Origin of the sequence: Vibrio sp. HENC-03 (assembly GCF_000305755.2) — a bacterium.
In the GTDB taxonomy this organism is placed as follows: domain Bacteria; phylum Pseudomonadota; class Gammaproteobacteria; order Enterobacterales; family Vibrionaceae; genus Vibrio; species Vibrio owensii.
The window spans coordinates 12,145-30,907 of record NZ_JH976127.1 but is presented as its reverse complement, the minus strand read 5'-3'; the positions used below and the strand labels follow the sequence as shown (position 1 = coordinate 30,907).

The window sequence follows — 18,763 nt, the reverse complement described above, 5'->3', positions numbered from 1 at the left end:
ATCAAAAAGCAAATTAAAGAATAGGTGAACAAATGGGTCACGCTGAAAGCAAATTTCAACCTGCAAACATTGCCGTTCTAACGGTATCTGACACTCGTACTGAAGAAAACGACACCTCTGGTGGTTACCTAGTTGAACACGCGAAGGAAGCAGGTCATAACGTCGTTGATAAGCAAATCGTAATTGACGATATGTACAAGATCCGTGCGATCGTTTCCCAGTGGATTGCGGATGAAAACGTACAAGCAATCATGATCACTGGTGGTACTGGTTTCACTTCACGTGACAGCACTCCAGAAGCACTTAAGCCTCTATTCGATAAAGAAGTAGAAGGCTTTGGTGAGCTGTTCCGTTTGGTTTCTTATGAAGAAATTGGTACTTCAACCATTCAATCTCGTGCGATTGCTGGTTTCGCTAACCACACTGTTATCTTTGCAATGCCAGGTTCTACTGGTGCGTGCCGTACTGGTTGGACGAAGATCATCAAGCAACAGCTAGATGCAAGCCATCGTCCTTGTAACTTCATGCCACACCTATCTGTATAACCTTTCCTAAAAGCGAAGGAAAAACAATGACCCAATTTACACATATCAACGCGTCTGGCGAAGCTAACATGGTGGACGTCTCAGCAAAAGCGGAAACCGTTCGTGAAGCACGCGCTGAAGCGTTCGTGCACATGGCTCCAGAAACACTGCAACTTATTGTTTCAGGCCAACACCACAAAGGTGATGTGTTTGCGACGGCTCGTATTGCTGGTATTCAAGCAGCTAAGAAAACATGGGATTTGATTCCTCTTTGTCACCCTCTGTTGCTTTCTAAGGTTGAAGTTCAACTGGAAGCTATCGAAGCAGAAAACAAAGTACGTATCGAATCTGTATGTAAGCTAGCGGGTAAAACAGGCGTAGAAATGGAAGCGCTGACGGCGGCTTCAGTGGCGGCGTTAACGATTTACGATATGTGTAAAGCGGTGCAGAAAGACATGGTTATTGAACAAGTTCGTCTCCTAGAGAAGACGGGCGGCAAATCTGGACACTTCAAGGCGGAATAATGATTAAAGTACTTTTCTTTGCTCAAACGCGAGAGCTAGTTGGTATGGATGGTCTAGAACTTGAAGGCCAGTTTGATAATGTAGAAGCCATTCGAGCTCACCTTGTTGAGTCAGGTGCTGACAAAGAAGGCAAGTGGGATTTAGCGCTAGAACCAGGTAAGTTACTGGCAGCGGTAAACCAGTCCATCGTACCTCTAGATACAGCAGTGAAAGCGGGTGATGAAGTCGCCTTCTTCCCACCGGTAACAGGGGGCTAATATGGATCCTCGCGTTTCTGTACAAGCTGAAGACTTTTCGGTCGATCAAGAATACCAACGTCTATCAGAAGGCACGTCTTCTGGTGCGGTAGTGACCTTCATCGGTAAAGTTCGTGATATGAACCTTGGCGACAACGTGATTGGTCTTCACCTAGAGCATTATCCGGGTATGACGGAGAAAAGCCTGATCGACATCTGTGATGAGGCGGAATCACGTTGGCCTTTGTTAGGCGTTCGCGTTATTCACCGTATTGGTGATCTCGATACTGGTGACCAAATCGTTTTTGTTGGTGTGTCTAGTGCACATCGTGGTGCGGCATTTGATGCTTGCGAGTTCATTATGGACTTTCTAAAGACTAAAGCACCATTCTGGAAAAAAGAGCGCACCACCAGTGAAAACCGCTGGATTGAGTCTCGCGATACCGATCATCAAGCTGCACAGCGTTGGGAAAAGTAGGGTAGTTTTTTATTCTGCTAGCAAATCGTTTAAAGCCAGATGTTAATAGCGTCTGGCTTTTTGTTTTTTTAGCGTTCAAAGCGAGCTCATTTTCTACTCTCACTTGCGGTCAAAACCACCATTTTTCCTCTCTTTCTCCTCTCGGTGACCTTGTTCACAATAAAAAATATCGAACGAGATATATGCAATTATTAATTAGACTCAATGTGTCATAAATGTTAATTTTTGTACATATATCTAGCATAAGATGCTATCAAAGAGTTTGAATTTAGATTTATCGAAAGTTTTGCCTGTCAAATGACCATGCGAATCTGTATTTCTCTACTCAATACTTTTTGTGCGGTATTTATTGCTAAATATGGGCGCTATTTACAGAATTATTAGTTTTTTTGCTACATTTTTATGGCAAATTACTTCAATGGTTGCTAATGTGTGCCGCAGTCTTTGTAAGGTTTTAGTGTTTTGTGCTCAAAAAGTGCGCTAAAAAATTCTAAAATTCTGACCGTTCCAGTCCCTTACAGAGAAGTCATGGATGCTAATGAAAAACTTGGAGTTTTACGCATGTATAAGAACAAAATCACCCAAGCCCTTCTTCTAGGTGCTGGTCTGGCAGTGGCTGCCTCTTCTACTACCGCTTTCGCTGCTGACGTTCCAGCAGGCACTAAACTTGCTGAGAAACAAGAAATCGTTCGCGGTAACGGTACCGAAGTTGCAACAATTGACCCGCACAAATCTCAAGGTGTTCCAGAGTCGCATGTGATTCGTGATCTCCTTGAAGGCTTAGTGAACCAAAATGCAGACGGCGACACTATCCCTGGTGTAGCTGAGAGCTGGGAAACCTCAGACAACAAAACTTTCACTTTCCACCTACGTAAAGACGCTAAATGGTCTAACGGCGATCCTGTAACAGCACAAGATTTCGTATACAGCTGGCAGCGTGCAGTCGATCCTGCAACCGCTTCGCCATACTCTTGGTACATGGAATACACCAAGATGAAAAACGCGAAAGACATCGTTGCAGGCAAAAAAGACAAGAGCGAGCTAGGTGTTAAAGCGACAGACGACCACACACTTGTGGTTGAGCTAGACACAGCGGTTCCTTACTTTGTAATGATGGCTGGTCACACAACAATGAAACCAGTACACAAAGCGACAGTTGAGAAGTTTGGTGATCAATGGACGAAACCAGAAAACTTCGTAGGTAACGGCGCTTATGTAGTAAACAACTGGGTTGTGAACGAGCGTCTAGAGCTTGTTCGTAACGAACAGTACTGGGATAACGACAAAACTGTTATCAACAAAGTAACGTACCTTCCAATCGAAAACGGCGTTGCTGAAATGAACCGTTTCCTATCTGGTGAAATCGACTTCACGTCTAAACTGCCGACTGAGCACTTTAAGCGTCTGAAGAAAGAGCACCCAGAGTCAGTATCGGTTGAGGGCAGCCTGTGTACTTACTACTACTCATTCAACACTAAGAAAGAGCCTTTCAATGACGTTCGCGTTCGTAAAGCGATTTCTTACGCAATTGACCGTAACATCGTAGCAAACGCGATTCTTGGCCAAGGTCAGAAGCCTGCTTACTTCCTAACGCCTGAAATCACTGCGCACTTCAACCCTGAGCTACCAGCTTACGGCAAGATGACGCAAAAAGAGCGTAACGAAGAAGCGGCACGCCTATTGGCAGAAGCGGGTTACGGCAAAGACAACCCTCTTAAGTTCTCTCTTCTATACAACACCGATGAGAACCACAAGAAACTGGCAGTAGCGCTTGGTTCTATGTGGAAGAAAACTCTAGGTCTAGACGTAACGCTAGAAAACCAAGAGTGGAAAACTTACCTATCTACGAAAGACCAAGGTGATTTCGAAGTAGCACGCGCTGGTTGGTGTGGTGACTACAACGAAGCATCTTCATTCCTAACCCTTATGGTTAGCTCGAACACAACTGGTGGTCAGCACTGGGGTAACAAAGAGTACGATGCTCTGATCGACAAAGCGATCAAGTCGACTTCAGAAGAAGAGCGTACCAAGATCTACCTAGAAGCTGAGCAACTGATGGCTCAAGATATGCCTATCGCGCCTATCTACCAGTACGTTCGTTCTCGTCTACTAAACCCGCACGTTGGTGGTTTCCCTGCTAACAACGCGGAAGAAAAGATCTACACCAAAGATCTTTACATCAAAGCAGACTAATTAAAGTCGCTTCAAGACTATAAGAATAAGGCCCACACGTCCCAAAAACGGGACGTGCGGTGCCTATCATCAATTTTTTTAACTGTCACAGACTGAAAGAGTGAGTTTATGCTTAAATTCATCGCAAAAAGGATATTTGAGGCGATCCCAACAATGTTGGTTTTGATCACCGTATCTTTCTTTCTTATGCGTTTCGCACCGGGTAACCCATTCTCGAGCGAGCGTCCATTACCGCCAGAAGTTATGGCGAACATTGAAGCCAAATACGGCCTAGATAAGCCAGTATTTGAGCAGTACACCACGTACTTGACTAACGTTGTCCAAGGCGACTTTGGTCCTTCATTCAAATACTTAGATTACACAGTAAACGAGCTAATCTCGGTAGCACTACCAGTATCGGCGAAGGTAGGTTTCATTGCCTTTATCTTCACGGTCATTCTGGGGGTGACGATCGGGACCATAGCCGCGCTCAAACAAAACTCGTGGCTTGACTACACTATTATGTCTACGGCGATGCTTGGGGTAGTAATGCCATCCTTCGTGTTGGCGCCAGCTTTGATTTACTTGTTCTCGCTCCACTGGAATTTATTCCCTGCAGGCGGTTGGCATGATGGCTCATGGCAATATTTGGTGCTGCCAGTGATTGCAATGTCACTGCTTTATGTCGCCACGTTTGCTCGTATCACTCGTGGTTCAATGATCGAGACATTGAACAGTAACTTTATCCGAACTGCCCGTGCGAAAGGTCTAAGCTACCGTTACATCATCTTGAAACACGCATTAAAACCAGCCCTGCTTCCTGTAGTGTCTTACATGGGACCTGCGTTTGTCGGCATTATCACCGGCTCGGTAGTTGTTGAGACCATCTTTGGTCTGCCAGGTATTGGTAAGCTGTTTGTAAACGCAGCCTTCAACCGTGACTACTCGCTAGTAATGGGTGTAACCATTTTGATTGGTTTCCTATTCATCTTGTTCAACGCTATCGTTGATATTCTGCTAGCAATGATTGACCCGAAAATTCGCTACTAACAGGGAAGTATGGTTATGTTAACGAAAAAAGAGAATCTTGAAGCGGTCGAGAAATTTGCAGAGAACCTGGAAGTTGAAGGCCGTAGTTTGTGGCAAGACGCCCGCATCCGCTTTATGCGTAACAAAGCGGCGATGGTGAGCTTGTTCATTCTTGCATTGATGACCCTTGCGGTAATCTTCCTGCCAATGCTGGCACCTTACACATTTGACGATACAGACTGGTACGCAATGCACGTTGGTCCAAGTGCTGAGCACTGGTTCGGTACTGACAGCTTAGGTCGTGACCTTTACGTACGTACGCTGATTGGCGGTCGTATCTCTCTAATGGTTGGTGTTCTAGGTGCATTGGTTGCGGTTGTGATTGGTACGCTTTACGGTGCGGCTTCTGGCTTCATCGGCGGTAAAGTTGACCGTATCATGATGCGTATTCTTGAAATCCTATACGCGGTTCCGTTCATGTTCCTAGTTATCGTACTAGTAACATTCTTCGGCCGTAACATCGTTCTTATCTTCGTCGCTATCGGTGCTATTGCGTGGCTAGATATGGCTCGTATCGTACGTGGCCAAACGCTAAGTCTACGTAGTAAAGAATTTATTGAAGCGGCACACGTTTGTGGTGTGAGCAAGTGGAAGATCATCACTCGCCACATCGTTCCAAACGTACTGGGTATCGTAGCGGTTTACTCAACACTACTTATCCCAAGCATGATTCTGACTGAATCATTCCTTTCATTCCTTGGTCTTGGTGTACAGGAACCAATGACAAGTTGGGGCGCACTTCTACAAGAAGGTTCGCAAACAATGGAAGTGGCAATCTGGCAGCTGGCGTTCCCAGCAGTATTCATGGTTGTGACTCTATTCTGCTTCAACTACGTTGGTGACGGTCTGCGCGATGCGCTGGATCCAAAAGACAGATAATTAAAAATAGAAAGAATAAAGGAAGCAATGATGAGTTTATTAGATGTCAAAGATCTGCGCGTCGAATTTACCACGCAAGATGGTATCGTAACCGCAGTAAACGATTTGAACTTCTCCCTAAACCAAGGTGAAACCCTAGGTATCGTAGGTGAGTCGGGTTCAGGTAAATCACAAACCGTATTCGCTATCATGGGTTTGCTAGCGAAGAACGGTATCATTTCTGGTAGCGCGAAGTTTGAAGGAAACGAGATCCTTAATCTGCCAGAAAAAGCGCTGAACAAGGTTCGTGCAGAACAGATCGCGATGATCTTCCAAGACCCAATGACGTCTCTTAACCCATACATGAAAGTTAGTGACCAGCTGATGGAAGTTCTGATGCTGCACAAAGGTATGGGTAAAGCAGAAGCGTTCGAAGAGTCGGTTCGCATGCTTGAAGCGGTTAAAATCCCAGAAGCTCGTAAGCGTATCACCATGTACCCACACGAGTTCTCAGGCGGTATGCGTCAGCGTGTAATGATCGCAATGGCGCTACTGTGTCGTCCAAAACTGCTTATTGCGGATGAGCCAACGACGGCATTGGACGTTACGGTTCAAGCGCAGATCATGGATCTGCTGAACGAACTGAAATCTGAGTTCAACACTGCAATCATCATGATCACGCACGACCTTGGTGTTGTTGCTGGTTCATGTGACAAAGTACTGGTGATGTACGCAGGTCGTACCATGGAGTACGGCACTGTGAACGAAATCTTCTACAACCCAAGCCACCCTTACGCGGAAGGTCTATTGAAGGCGATCCCTCGTTTGGATACAGAAGGCGAGATTCTACCAACGATTCCTGGCAACCCGCCTAACTTGCTTCGTCTACCACCTGGCTGTCCTTACCAAGATCGCTGCCACCGTGTGATGGATCGTTGTAAGCGTGAAGCACCAATTCTGACGCCGTTTGGTGATGGCCGTCAGCGTGCATGTTTTTCTGAATGGGAGGCTTGGAGCAAATGAGTACAGACAAAAAACTAATTCTGGATGTATCTGATCTGAAAGTTCACTTCAGCATTGCATCAAAATCTGCATGGCCTTGGGCAAAACCTTCAAGCCTAAAAGCGGTAGACGGCGTAAACGTTCGTCTATACGAAGGTGAGACTCTTGGGGTAGTAGGTGAGTCTGGTTGTGGTAAATCGACGTTTGCTCGCGCGATCATTGGTTTGGTTGAAGCAACAGATGGCGAAGTAGTTTGGTTAGGCCAAGACCTAACGAAGATGAAAGACGTCCAACGCCGTGAAACGCGCAAAGAAATTCAAATGATTTTCCAAGATCCCTTGGCTTCTTTGAACCCGCGTATGACAGTGGGCGACATCATCGCTGAGCCGCTAGAGACGTTCTACCCAGAACTGACTAAGCAAGAAGTGAAAGACCGCGTTAAAGAGATGATGGCGAAGGTAGGTCTACTGCCAAACGTTATCAACCGTTACCCACACGAGTTCTCAGGTGGTCAGTGTCAACGTATTGGTATCGCTCGTGCGCTTATTCTAAAACCGAAGATGATCATCTGTGACGAACCGGTATCAGCATTGGACGTATCGATTCAAGCTCAGGTTGTTAACCTATTGAAAGAGTTGCAAAAAGAGCTTGGTCTTTCATTGGTATTCATCGCGCACGATTTGTCAGTGGTGAAACACATCTCTGACCGCGTATTGGTTATGTACCTAGGTAACGCTGTTGAACTGGGTGAAGCGGAAGCATTGTTTGCCGATCCAAAACACCCATACACACGTGCGTTGATGTCAGCGGTTCCAATTCCGGATCCGGAAATTGAACGCAGCAAGAAGATTCAGATGTTAGAAGGTGATCTACCATCACCAATTAATCCTCCTTCTGGTTGTGTGTTCCGTACTCGTTGTCCTCAAGCGACGGATGAGTGTGCGAAGACCAGACCACACATCGAAGGTTCAGACGTTCACGCAGTATCTTGTCTACACGTAGCAGTGTAATTAAATTCAGCCTGTGACGGGCTTAAGCGCGGCTCCTTTTATAGGGTCGCGCTTTTTTTATGCCTACGATATTGGCCGGAATTAGTTCATTCGAAATTCTTGAACAAGATGGACTAAGTGGCCGGATTATAAGCTTTGCGTGATTCGCTAATATAGTGGAAAACAAATTAAGAGGAGAGCAGTCATGGGTAAGTTAGTTGAGGGCGTTTGGCATGATGTATGGTACGAGACTAAATCTAATGGCGGTAAGTTCGTTCGAGAAGATGCGGGCTTTCGTAATTGGATAAAGAACAAACCCGATGCGACATTCCAACCTGAAACGGGCCGTTACCACCTTTACGTTTCTCTTGCTTGTCCGTGGGCGCACCGCACGCTGATCTTCCGCAAACTCAAAGGGTTGGAAAAGCACATCGATGTCACGGTTGTTTGCCCAGACATGCTCAGCGAAGGTTGGCAGATGGGTTTACCTGAGCCACTATTTGGCCATACTCGTATGCACCAAATCTACACTCAAGCTAAGCCCGATTACACTGGTCGCGTTACTGTTCCGGTTTTGTGGGACAAAAAGACCAACACCATCGTGTCGAATGAGTCTTCTGAAATCATCCGTATGTTCAACTCCGAGTTCAATGAGTTAACGGGCAATCATGATGATTATTACCCAGAGCAACTTCAAAGCGTGATTGATGAGTGGAATGACTACATTTATCCGAACGTGAACAATGGCGTATACCGTTGTGGTTTTGCGACAACGCAAGAAGCTTACGAAGAAGCGTTTGATTCACTGTTTGCTGCACTGGATAAAATCGACGCTCACCTTGCAACGCATCGTTATCTAGCGGGCAATAAAATCACCGAAGCAGATTGGCGCTTGTTTACGACCCTTGTTCGCTTTGATGCGGTATACGTAGGTCATTTCAAATGTAATAAACAACGCATTGCCGATTACGCAAACATTCAAGGCTATTTGAAAGAGCTATACCAAGTAGAAGGCGTTGCAGAAACCACAGACTTCTACCACATTAAGCGTCACTACTATTTCAGTCATACCGGTATCAACCCAACACAAGTGGTACCCAAAGGCCCTGAATTAGATTTGGATTCGCCTCATGGTCGAGAATCTATCTAAGTTTAAAACTTCAAAGAAAAGCGCCATTTGATGTGGCCCTTTTCTTTTTTCTCAATATCTTCTCACCATCACAGCTTCTTCCTACCGATCACATAAACTGATGATATAACAACCGATCTTTGACTGAGGTGGGGTATGGATATCAATGAGTTTGTCAGTGGCGAGCATCTAATTTGGAATCTGTTTGTTGCTCTGCTTTTGGGAGCGATTGTGGGAACCCAACGTGGCTGGGTGATGCGCAACAGCGTCGAAGGTAGTCGCGTTGCAGGTATCCGCACTTTCTCTTTAGTCGGTTTGCTTGGTGGCTTGGTTGGGATTCTTGCCAATCTGTATACGCCTTTGCTACTCGGCTTTGCTCTTATTGCTTTGGTGATTCTTGCTTGCATTGCGTTTGTTATTCAGCAAAAAAAGAGCGAGGACATCAGCATCACCGGCGTGGTCAGTTTGGTGATCACCTTTGTACTTGGCAGTCTGGCTGTTTCAGGTGAAGCGGTGCTGGCTGCTGCGGCGGCAGTCATCACAGCAGTTGTGCTGGATAACAAGAAAGAGCTTCATCAGGCTTTGCAGCGCCTTCAAGAGTACGAGCTTGATGCGGCTTTGCGTCTTCTGCTTATTTCCATCGTTTTATTGCCTCTTTTACCTAACCAAGCGTATGGTCCTTGGAAGGCTCTGAACCCTTATGAGATCTGGTGGATGGTGGTGTTGATCGCCAGTATTTCATTTGTCGGTTATTTCGCGATTAAGATCGGCGGAGCGAAGCGGGGCATATTGTTTACGTCTGTCTTCGCTGGCTTAAGTTCTTCTACCGCACTGACGTTGCAGTTCTCTCATCTTTCACGTGAGCAGGAAGGTATCAGCCCTCTGCTCGCAAGCGGAATCTTGTTGAGTTGCGGCACTATGTTTCCTCGCTTGTTGATTGTCCTATCTGTTCTCAATCCTCAATTAGTGAGTTTGTTATGGCCGATTGTCTTAGTCATGATGATTGCACTTTATTTGCCGGCTTGGTGGATATGGCGTCGAAGTGAAGTCGAGAAGATAGAGCAATCAAACAAACAGACTAACCCGTTGGCGCTTCAATCAGCACTGTTCTTTGGTGTTGTGTTGGCGATCATTATGTTGTTATCTCATGCCCTTTCAGATTGGTTTGGCAGTGCAGGTATCTTAGTTCTATCTGCGGTGTCGGGGATTGCGGATGTTGATGCTATTTCACTGACTTTAGGACGACAAAGTACTCAGTCTTTGGCGATAGATGTTGCTGTGCTCGGGATATTTATCGCGGCGTCAGTGAATACCATTGTTAAGATGGGGATGGTACTTATGATAGGGGCTCGTCAACTGTGGGCTAAGGTTGTTCCACCTATGTTGAGTGCGGTTTGTTTGGGTGGGCTTGTCTATTTGGCGCTTTAGAACAAATAACAGTCTGATGCAAAAACAATTTATTAGGTCGCGAGCTAGGTTCCAATCTGTAATTATCAATCAAGTAAAACTCATTCCTTTTTCTATACTGATTCACCAAGTGCTGAGCTTTCGTGCTAAGCACCAGGAATCTGAACAAGGAAGAAACGATATGATTACTGTATTTCCAGGAGTGGTCGAAGGTACGGGCTTTAAATGGAAAACCGTGGAACAACCTATCACTAAATATAACGACGCGGTGGCCTATTTACGCCAATCTAGCGCGGCCGCAGCACTATTAGATTTCCTCTCGGGAGGTGAAGAGGTCACGTTACTTTGTACAACTGACACAACTAGCAGCTTTTTTCCTGCAGAAATCGTAAAACAAGCAGGCTGCAATGTTCGCGGCAGTTTAGTGACTTGGAATCCTTTTGATAGCTTGAATGTAAACGACATTAAGCGCAACAAACCCGTCGGGCGCAGTCGTGTGCCAAACAAAAATGTATCTAGAGGGACGCAGTCACCAGCAGTTGGACTTATTCATGAGTTTGGTCACGCGCGTCAATACATGTTGAAACGAGATTGGTTCATGACGCACTATCGCGCAGCCTCAAGTGGTAGTGATAGCGATAGGCTCATCATAGAAAATGATAACTTGCTTACCGTAGAGTCCGTCGTTGCTCGCCAGCTCAATGAAGGTGTTCGTTGGAAGTATAGGGATATTGGATCGAGTAATACGAATTTGAACGTGCAGTATCAATTAAACCGTCCAATGGACCCGATTCTTGTCTAGCAACAAGAAATAAAAAACCTCGCCGTGGCGAGGTTTTTTCATTCAGAAAGATGCGGTTAATTAGTTAACAGCTTTTTCTTTTGCTTGGTCAGCTTGATCTGCCTGAATCGCAGTTAGAGCAACTGTGTACACGATATCGTCTACTAGTGCACCGCGAGATAGATCGTTTACAGGCTTGCGCATACCTTGCAGCATTGGACCGATAGATACTAGGTCTGCTGAACGTTGTACCGCTTTGTAAGTCGTGTTACCAGTGTTTAGGTCTGGGAATACGAATACTGTTGCTTTACCTGCTACTGGAGAGTTAGGCGCTTTAGAAGCTGCCACGTTTTCCATGATCGCTGCATCGTACTGTAGAGGACCGTCGATCACTAGATCTGGACGTTTCTCTTGAGCAATCTTAGTTGCTTCACGTACTTTATCTACGTCTGCACCCTTACCAGATTCACCAGTAGAGTAAGAGATCATAGCAACGCGAGGGTCGATACCGAATGCCGCTGCAGAATCAGCAGATTGGATAGCGATTTCAGCAAGCTGTTCCGCTGTTGGATCTGGGTTAATCGCACAGTCACCGTAAACCAATACTTGGTCAGGTAGTAGCATGAAGAATACAGAAGATACGATAGACGCATCAGGTGCAGTCTTGATGATTTGGAACGGAGGAACGATAGTGTTTGCTGTGGTATGAACCGCACCAGAAACTAGACCGTCTACTTCGTCGTTCTCAAGCATCATTGTGCCTAGGAATACTGAATCTTGTAGCTTCTCACGAGCAACAACTTCAGTCATACCTTTAGCGCCACGTAGCTCAACTAGACGAGCAACGTAGTTTTCACGAACTTCATCAGAGTTGATGATAGTTACGCCAGCACCTAGCTCAACGCCTTGTTGTGCAGCAACGCGACGGATTTCGTCTGGGTTACCTAGAAGCACACATTCAGCGATGCCGCGCTCAGCACAGATAGCCGCAGCTTTAACTGTACGTGGCTCGTCACCTTCAGGAAGAACGATACGTTTGCCAGCTTTACGAGCGAACTCAGTTAGCTGGTAACGGAATGCTGGTGGGCTCAGACGACGAGACTTCTGAGTGCCTTCGGTCATAGACTCGATCCAGTTACCGTCGATGTGACCAGCAACGTGCTCGTTGATGAACTCGATACGCTCTTTATCGTCTGCAGGAACTTCGATAGAGAAGCTCTGTAGGTTTAGAGAAGTCTGCCAAGTGTTACCTTGTGCTTTGAAGATCGGTAGACCAGTTTCGAACGCTGGCTTACAAAGACCAGTGATCTCTTCAGGGATGTCGTAACCGCCAGTCAATAGAACTGCACCGATATCAACACCGTTCATTGCTGCAAGTGCTGCTGCAACGATTACGTCTGGACGGTCTGCTGAAGTAACAAGTAGAGAACCTGGTTTGAAGTGCTCAATCATGTTTGGCAGAGAACGTGCACAGAAAGTGATGCTCTTGATACGACGAGTCGCAATGTCACCTTCGTTGATGATGTCAGCGTTTAGGTGCTGAGCCATATCGATTGCACGAGTAGCGATAAGATCGATGCTCCATGGCACGCAACCTAGTACACGAATTGGAGAAGTGTTGAAGATTTCCATCACTTTCATTTCGTTTTGCTTCGCGCTGTCTGCATCGTCAAAGATTTCAGATAGGTCAGGGCGAGTACGGCCAGCTTCGTCAACAGGTGCGTTTAGCTTGTTGATGATTACGCCAGAGATGTTCTTGTTCTTAGTACCACCGAAGTTAGAACATGCTACTTCGATGCGCTCTTTAAGTTGAGCTGGGTTATCGGTACCAGGAGTAGCAACAAGAACGATTTCCGCACCTAGAGTTGCTGCGATTTCCGCGTTCACTTGGTTAGCGAATGGGTGCTTACGAGTTGGTACTAGACCTTCGATAAGCGTTACGTCTGCATCTTTGTTGATTTGGTTGTAACGCTCAACAACAGTTTCTAGCAGCTCGTCCATGTTGTCGTTACCGATTAGGCTTTCAGCAACAGACATCGCTAGTGGTTGACCGATCTTCATATCGCTGTTGTAACCAACGATAGTTGAAGTTAGATCAGGTTGATCACCGCCAGAACGTGGCTGTGAAATTGGTTTGTAGAAAGAAACCTTAACGCCTTTGCGCTCCATTGCGCGAAGAACACCCATGCTTACGCTAGTTAGACCAACACCAGCACTTGCAGGGATAAGCATAATAGTACGAGACATTCGTAGAGTACCTTTAGCTATTGGGGGATAAAAGCTCAACTCTTATTCCATGAATAATTCAGAGAATAGGAGTTAAGCCCCTAAGAAATTCTTTTGGAAGAAAAACTGGCTAGCCGAGTGGCTAGCCAGTTAAATCTATTAAAGACCTGCTAGGCGTGCAGTGTCTTCAGCAATTACTAGCTCTTCGTTAGTAGAGATAACCATTGCTGGGATACGGCTGTTAGCTGTAGTGATAGTACCTTCGCCGCCGAAACGTGCTTTAAGGTTAGCTTCACCATCAACTTCGATACCGAAGATACCTAGACGGTTTAGAACCATTTCACGGATAGGACCAGAGTTCTCGCCGATACCGCCAGTGAAAGTGATTGCGTCTAGACGACCTTCCATAGAAGCAGTGTAACCAGCTACGTACTTAGCTAGACGGTGACAGAACACGTCCATTGCGCGAGTTGCTTCTTCTTTCTCACCGTAGTTGTCTTCAACGAAACGACAGTCAGAAGTCACTTCAGTTAGACCAGCAAGACCAGACTCTTTAGTTAGCATGTTGTTGATTTCTTCAACAGAGTAACCTAGAGCGTCGTGTAGGTGGAATACGATAGCTGGGTCGATATCACCACAACGAGTACCCATTACTAGACCTTCAAGAGGAGTAAGACCCATAGAAGTGTCTACAGATTTACCGTTCTTGATTGCACAAACAGAAGCACCGTTACCTAGGTGACAGTTGATGATGTTTACTTCTTCAACTGGCTTGTTTAGTAGGCCTGCAACTTCACGAGTGATGAATAGGTGTGAAGTACCGTGCATGCCGTAACGACGGATACCGTGCTCTTTGTATAGTTTGTATGGAAGAGCGTATAGGAAAGACTCTTCAGGCATAGTTTGGTGGAACGCAGTGTCGAATACAGCAACGTTTTGAAGCTCAGGGAAGTTGTGCTTAGCAGCTTCGATACCGATGATGTGCGCTGGGTTGTGAAGCGGTGCGAAAGTCGCAGCGTCTTGAATACCTTTTAGTACGTCATCAGTGATTAGTGCAGATTGAGTGAACTGCTCACCACCGTGTACGATACGGTGACCGATAGCGCCTAGGTTAGCTTTAAGCTCTGGCTTAGAAGCAAGAATAGTTTCAACCATGAACGCTAGTGCTTCTTCGTGTGCTGCACCGTTACCTAGTTGAGCTTCGTGTTTACCGTCAAGTTTCCACTTGATACGTGCTTCAGGAAGGTGAAGACATTCAGCAAGACCTGATAGGTGCTCTGCACCTGTTTCTGCATCAACAACAGCAAATTTAAGAGAAGAACTACCGCAGTTTAAAACTAAAACTAGCTTAGACATGTGTGACTACCTGTTATTCGTCTGATCAAAATCAGTTAAAGGATGAAAAATTAATCACAAGAATAGACGATACCGCCAAGGGTGCGCACTAATCTTGGTCAAAAATTGTTCTAATTCCGTATAAATGAATAGTGATGAACCCATCCACCACTATGAAGCGATCCGTGCAGAATAAAATCTCGGAGTTGCTTAAATTGTAAATAACAGCAACAATGAGATTGAGGGTCTGCAAAGGATAGCGATAATAGGTAATGATAACAAAAAAATTTTGAAAGAATATTAACTTTCATCAATTTTTTGCGCCTTCAGTTGAAATGTTCAACTATTTTTTAGTGAGAGAGCGGTATGAGCAAACAAGTCGGATTGATCCATAGCCTGAAAGACGGCCAAAGTTACATGGAGATCTGGCCGGTTCGTAAAGAGCTGAACGCCATTTTTCCCGAACAACGCATTATTAAAGCAACGCGCTTTGGCATTAAAGTGATGCCAGCGGTCGCCGCGATCGGTGTGCTCACTCAAATGGCATTTAATAACTACGACGCACTTCCTCAAGCGATCGTAGTTGCGCTGTTCGCAATCAGCATGCCGCTGCAAGGTATGTGGTGGTTAGGCAGTCGCTCCAACACCAAATTGCCGCCAGCGCTGGCCTCTTGGTATCGCGAGCTGCACCAAAAAATCACAGAGTCAGGATTTGCACTTGAGCCAGCAAAAGCTCGTCCAAGATACAAAGAACTTGCGGTGATCCTAAACCGAGCGTTCCGTCAGTTGGATAAGACTGCATTAGAGCGTTGGTTCTAACTCCTCAAATCTACAATTAACTCATTGAAATGGAGTGTGCTTTCTAGCCACTCCATTTTTTATGCCCGCAACATGACTTTTCGCCCTTATCTTAGTTTGCAATAACCGCCTCTCGTACCGATTGCGAGATCACAAATGTTACTTTGTTGTTAAATCTTGCTTTTCTTTCCCAACACTTAGCGTTAATAATGACAATTAGATGCACAAAAAGTGCGCAGCAATAAACACAACATCCCATCTTCCGCATTATTTCTGTTGAGCATTCATTTTCGATGAGGCTTTCAGTTCAAGGACGAAGATACATCAAGGAGTCATGATGAAAACGAAACGTTTACTCGCCACTGCTATTCTTGCCGCGACCACGGTTTTTTCCTCAGCTAATGTGCTTGCTAACACTGCGACGGTTGCTGTTTCACAAATCGTGGAGCACCCAGCGCTCGACGCGACTCGCCAAGGCTTATTAGATGGCTTGAAAGCGAAAGGATATGAGCAAGGGAAGAACCTAGAATTTGACTACAAAACCGCACAAGGTAACCCAGCTATAGCAGTACAGATTGCGCGTCAGTATGTGGGGGAGAGTCCTGATGTGCTAGTGGGTATTGCCACACCATCGGCTCAAGCTTTGGTGTCCGCAACGCGTTCTATTCCAGTGGTGTTTACTGCGGTAACGGATCCGGTGGGCGCAAAGCTTGTGAAATCCATGCATCAGCCAGGCAAAAATGTGACGGGTCTTTCTGATTTGTCTCCGGTTGCTCAACATGTTGCTTTGATTCAAGAGATTTTGCCAGAAGCGAAATCCATTGGCGTGGTCTACAACCCTGGTGAAGCCAATGCAGTGACTTTGGTGCAACTGTTAAAAGAGAGTGCAGAAGCAAATGGACTTAAAGTGGTTGAAGCGACGGCTCTGAAAAGCGCTGATGTTCAATCCGCGACCCAAGCCATTGCTGCTAAATCAGATGTGATTTACGCACCGACAGACAACACGGTAGCCAGTGCGATAGAGGGTATGATCGTGGCTGCAAACCAAGCTAAGAAACCAGTATTTGGTGGCGCGACGTCTTATGTAGAAAAAGGCGCGATAGCGAGCTTGGGCTTTGACTACTACCAAGTCGGTGTTCAGACCGCTGAGTATGTTGCGGCTATTTTGGAAGGACAAGAGCCGGGCAAGCTAGACGTAAAAGTCGCAACGGGCTCAGACCTTGTTGTGAATGAAGGAGCGGCCACTAAGCTTGGTATCCAGTTACCAAGTTCAGTTGTAAAACGTGCGACCAGCATGCAGTAAGAGTGACGTTCAGGTCGGAGTAATGCCGACCTGATTTGTGCAGAAAGGAGCAGTTATGTCTGCATTTGCTTTTTTTGGTGCGCTCGAAATTGGCCTCATTTACGGCTTAGTGGCTTTGGGCGTTTACCTTACGTTTCGTGTTCTTGATTTTCCTGACTTAAGTGTTGACGGCAGTTTCCCTATGGGAGCCGCTGTTGCTGCGACTGCAATCGTCGCCGGCATCAACCCTTGGATCGCAACCGGAATGGCTGTGATTGCTGGTGGGATGACTGGGTGGGTGACCGCTTTTCTTGCGGTTCGATGCGGCATTCTCCACCTATTGGCTTCTATTCTCACCATGATTGCGGCGTTCTCTATCAATATTCGCATCATGGGTAAGCCCAATATGGCTCTTCTAGGGGAAGACACCATTCTTACTCCGTTTGAAGCCATGGGAGATTCTATGTACATCCGGCCGCTGGTTGTCGGTGTACTAGTATTGCTCTCTGCTTTGTTTGTCGTACGTCTCCTCAACAGTGACTTTGGTTTAGGGCTAAGAGCGACAGGGGTGAACGCTCGAATGGTGGCGGCACAAGGAGCAAGTACGGCTTTTTACACCTACTTTGGCCTCGCGCTTTCTAATGGTTTTGTTGGTTTTGCTGGCGCTCTATTTGCTCAAACCAACAGCTTTGCTGATGTCACTTCTGGTGTGGGTACGATCGTAGTTGGTTTAGCTGCAGTTATCCTCGGCCAAACTCTGATACCAGGGCGTAAAATCTGGGTTGCGGTTTGTGCGGTAATTATCGGCTCAGTGCTTTACCGTCTGGCTGTTGCCTTTGCGTTGAGCTCCGGCATGTTTGGTCTACAAGCATCGGATTTAAACTTAGTGACGGCTGTGCTCGTTGCTGTGGCGTTGATAGCGCCAAAACTGAAACAGAGCATGAAAGCGAAGCAACGCGCGACCAGTGCGAAACAAGCCGCATCAAAAAATGGTTCAGGGGAGGCGCTATGATTGAATTAAACAACATCCAAGTGACCTTTAATCCCGGAACCATTTTGGAAAACAGAGCCTTGAAAGGTGTCTCGTTAGAAGTTCCTGAACATCAGTTTCTCACCGTTATTGGCTCCAATGGCGCAGGGAAATCGACCTTGCTCGGGGCGGTGACAGGGGAAACCCCGATGATTGGTGGTCAGGTGATCATTGATGGGCAAGACGTAACCCGGAAAACCGTGGCGCAACGAGCGACTCAATGTGCTCGTGTATTCCAAGACCCGTTAGCGGGCACTTGTGGGGATTTGTCTATCGAAGAAAACATGGCGTTAGCTTACATGCGAGGTAAGCGTCGTGGTTGGGGAATGGCGCTCTCTTCTCAACGTCGTAAGCTTTTCCAAGAGCGCATTAGCATTCTTGGGTTAGGGCTTGAGGATCGCCTTGGGGACAGTATTGGGTTGCTCTCCGGCGGACAACGACAAGCGGTGAGTTTGGTCATGGCAACACTATCAGACAGTAAGCTGTTGTTGTTAGATGAGCACACCGCTGCGTTAGATCCGCGCATGGCGGCTTTTGTTATCGATCTAACCAAACGTATCGTCAGCGAGTTCAACCTCACAGTGATGATGGTGACGCACTCAATGAAAGACGCGCTGGCTTGCGGTGACAGAACGGTCATGCTGCACCAAGGTGAGATTGTTCTTGATGTCGCAGGTGAGCAGCGTGCCAATATGCAAGTCCCGGACTTACTAGAAATGTTCTCTAAAGTGCGTGGTGAAGAGTTGGCAGATGACAGCTTGTTGCTGAGCTAACTTAAAGAAAGAGCAAAACTACGCCTACCAAACGTGATCCTCCTTGAGAAAATTGCATCTAAGGCAATGTCGAAAGGAGGATTTTTCGGTAAATACTCTTTATTAAAATAGCGGAATATTTCAATACTAA

General features: G+C 46.2%; 18 protein-coding genes. 16 read left to right on the top strand and 2 right to left on the bottom strand.

All coding sequences use genetic code 11. The features are described 5' to 3' along the window. The first annotated feature begins 32 nt into the window (after window positions 1-32). From moaB to VCHENC03_RS05815, 12 genes are all read left to right on the top strand, one after another. Window positions 33-545: a molybdenum cofactor biosynthesis protein B gene (gene moaB / locus VCHENC03_RS05760; RefSeq protein WP_005433210.1), complete on the top strand. Its 513-nt coding sequence runs from the start codon at window positions 33-35 to the stop codon at window positions 543-545. A 26-nt stretch (window positions 546-571) separates the two neighbouring features. Next, window positions 572-1,048: a cyclic pyranopterin monophosphate synthase MoaC gene (gene moaC, locus VCHENC03_RS05765; RefSeq protein WP_005439664.1), complete on the top strand. Its 477-nt coding sequence runs from the start codon at window positions 572-574 to the stop codon at window positions 1,046-1,048. Beyond that, window positions 1,048-1,305 (top strand): molybdopterin synthase sulfur carrier subunit, encoded by a 258-nt coding sequence (gene moaD / locus VCHENC03_RS05770; protein ID WP_009707280.1) that lies wholly within the window; start codon window positions 1,048-1,050, stop codon window positions 1,303-1,305. Before moaC ends, moaD begins: the two co-directional genes overlap by 1 nt. A 1-nt stretch (window position 1,306) precedes the next feature. After that, entirely contained in the window at window positions 1,307-1,762 is a 456-nt protein-coding gene (moaE, locus tag VCHENC03_RS05775; protein ID WP_009707279.1) for a molybdopterin synthase catalytic subunit MoaE, read from the top strand. 561 nt (window positions 1,763-2,323) lie between these two features. Continuing rightward, window positions 2,324-3,955, top strand: coding sequence for an ABC transporter substrate-binding protein (locus tag VCHENC03_RS05780; RefSeq protein WP_009707278.1), 1,632 nt, complete (start codon window positions 2,324-2,326; stop codon window positions 3,953-3,955). A gap of 108 nt (window positions 3,956-4,063) precedes the next feature. Next, window positions 4,064-4,984, top strand: coding sequence for an oligopeptide ABC transporter permease OppB (gene oppB / locus VCHENC03_RS05785; protein WP_005433208.1), 921 nt, complete (start codon window positions 4,064-4,066; stop codon window positions 4,982-4,984). Window positions 4,985-4,999: 15 nt separating this feature from the next. Next, entirely contained in the window at window positions 5,000-5,902 is a 903-nt protein-coding gene (oppC, locus tag VCHENC03_RS05790; RefSeq protein ID WP_009707276.1) for an oligopeptide ABC transporter permease OppC, read from the top strand. Between the two features lie 30 nt (window positions 5,903-5,932). Then, window positions 5,933-6,904, top strand: a complete 972-nt coding sequence (locus VCHENC03_RS05795) for an ABC transporter ATP-binding protein (RefSeq protein ID WP_009707275.1) — start codon at window positions 5,933-5,935, stop codon at window positions 6,902-6,904. After that, complete coding sequence (oppF, locus tag VCHENC03_RS05800; protein WP_005439644.1) at window positions 6,901-7,893, top strand: murein tripeptide/oligopeptide ABC transporter ATP binding protein OppF; 993 nt, start codon at window positions 6,901-6,903, stop codon at window positions 7,891-7,893. Before VCHENC03_RS05795 ends, oppF begins: the two co-directional genes overlap by 4 nt. A gap of 184 nt (window positions 7,894-8,077) precedes the next feature. Beyond that, window positions 8,078-9,022, top strand: a complete 945-nt coding sequence (locus tag VCHENC03_RS05805) for a glutathione S-transferase family protein (RefSeq protein ID WP_009707274.1) — start codon at window positions 8,078-8,080, stop codon at window positions 9,020-9,022. 135 nt (window positions 9,023-9,157) lie between these two features. Further along, window positions 9,158-10,429, top strand: a complete 1,272-nt coding sequence (locus VCHENC03_RS05810; RefSeq protein ID WP_009707273.1) for an MgtC/SapB family protein — start codon at window positions 9,158-9,160, stop codon at window positions 10,427-10,429. A 160-nt stretch (window positions 10,430-10,589) separates the two neighbouring features. Continuing rightward, window positions 10,590-11,210, top strand: coding sequence for a hypothetical protein (locus VCHENC03_RS05815; protein WP_020196378.1), 621 nt, complete (start codon window positions 10,590-10,592; stop codon window positions 11,208-11,210). A gap of 60 nt (window positions 11,211-11,270) precedes the next feature. On the opposite strand, the gene pta is transcribed toward VCHENC03_RS05815, so the two are convergent. Both pta and VCHENC03_RS05825 read right to left on the bottom strand, forming a co-directional pair. Next, window positions 11,271-13,436 carry a phosphate acetyltransferase gene (pta, locus tag VCHENC03_RS05820; protein WP_005439640.1) on the bottom strand — a complete coding sequence of 722 codons (2,166 nt, stop codon included), beginning with the start codon at window positions 13,434-13,436 and terminating at the stop codon, window positions 11,271-11,273. A gap of 138 nt (window positions 13,437-13,574) precedes the next feature. Continuing rightward, a complete protein-coding gene (locus VCHENC03_RS05825; RefSeq protein ID WP_005439639.1) occupies window positions 13,575-14,771 on the bottom strand; it encodes an acetate kinase in 1,197 nt (398 codons plus the stop codon). 345 nt (window positions 14,772-15,116) lie between these two features. Here VCHENC03_RS05825 and yfbV point away from each other — a divergent pair, with 345 nt between their 5' ends. The 4 genes from yfbV to VCHENC03_RS05845 all read left to right on the top strand — a co-directional run bounded on the left by yfbV (window position 15,117) and on the right by VCHENC03_RS05845 (window position 18,633). Further along, a complete protein-coding gene (gene yfbV / locus VCHENC03_RS05830; RefSeq protein WP_005439638.1) occupies window positions 15,117-15,569 on the top strand; it encodes a terminus macrodomain insulation protein YfbV in 453 nt (150 codons plus the stop codon). 316 nt (window positions 15,570-15,885) lie between these two features. Then, window positions 15,886-16,851 (top strand): ABC transporter substrate-binding protein, encoded by a 966-nt coding sequence (locus tag VCHENC03_RS05835; protein ID WP_009707271.1) that lies wholly within the window; start codon window positions 15,886-15,888, stop codon window positions 16,849-16,851. Between the two features lie 55 nt (window positions 16,852-16,906). Continuing rightward, window positions 16,907-17,842 carry an ABC transporter permease gene (locus VCHENC03_RS05840; protein WP_009707270.1) on the top strand — a complete coding sequence of 312 codons (936 nt, stop codon included), beginning with the start codon at window positions 16,907-16,909 and terminating at the stop codon, window positions 17,840-17,842. Then, window positions 17,839-18,633 (top strand): ABC transporter ATP-binding protein, encoded by a 795-nt coding sequence (locus tag VCHENC03_RS05845; protein ID WP_009707269.1) that lies wholly within the window; start codon window positions 17,839-17,841, stop codon window positions 18,631-18,633. The genes VCHENC03_RS05840 and VCHENC03_RS05845 overlap by 4 nt, the downstream gene beginning before the upstream one ends. Window positions 18,634-18,763 lie beyond the last annotated feature (130 nt).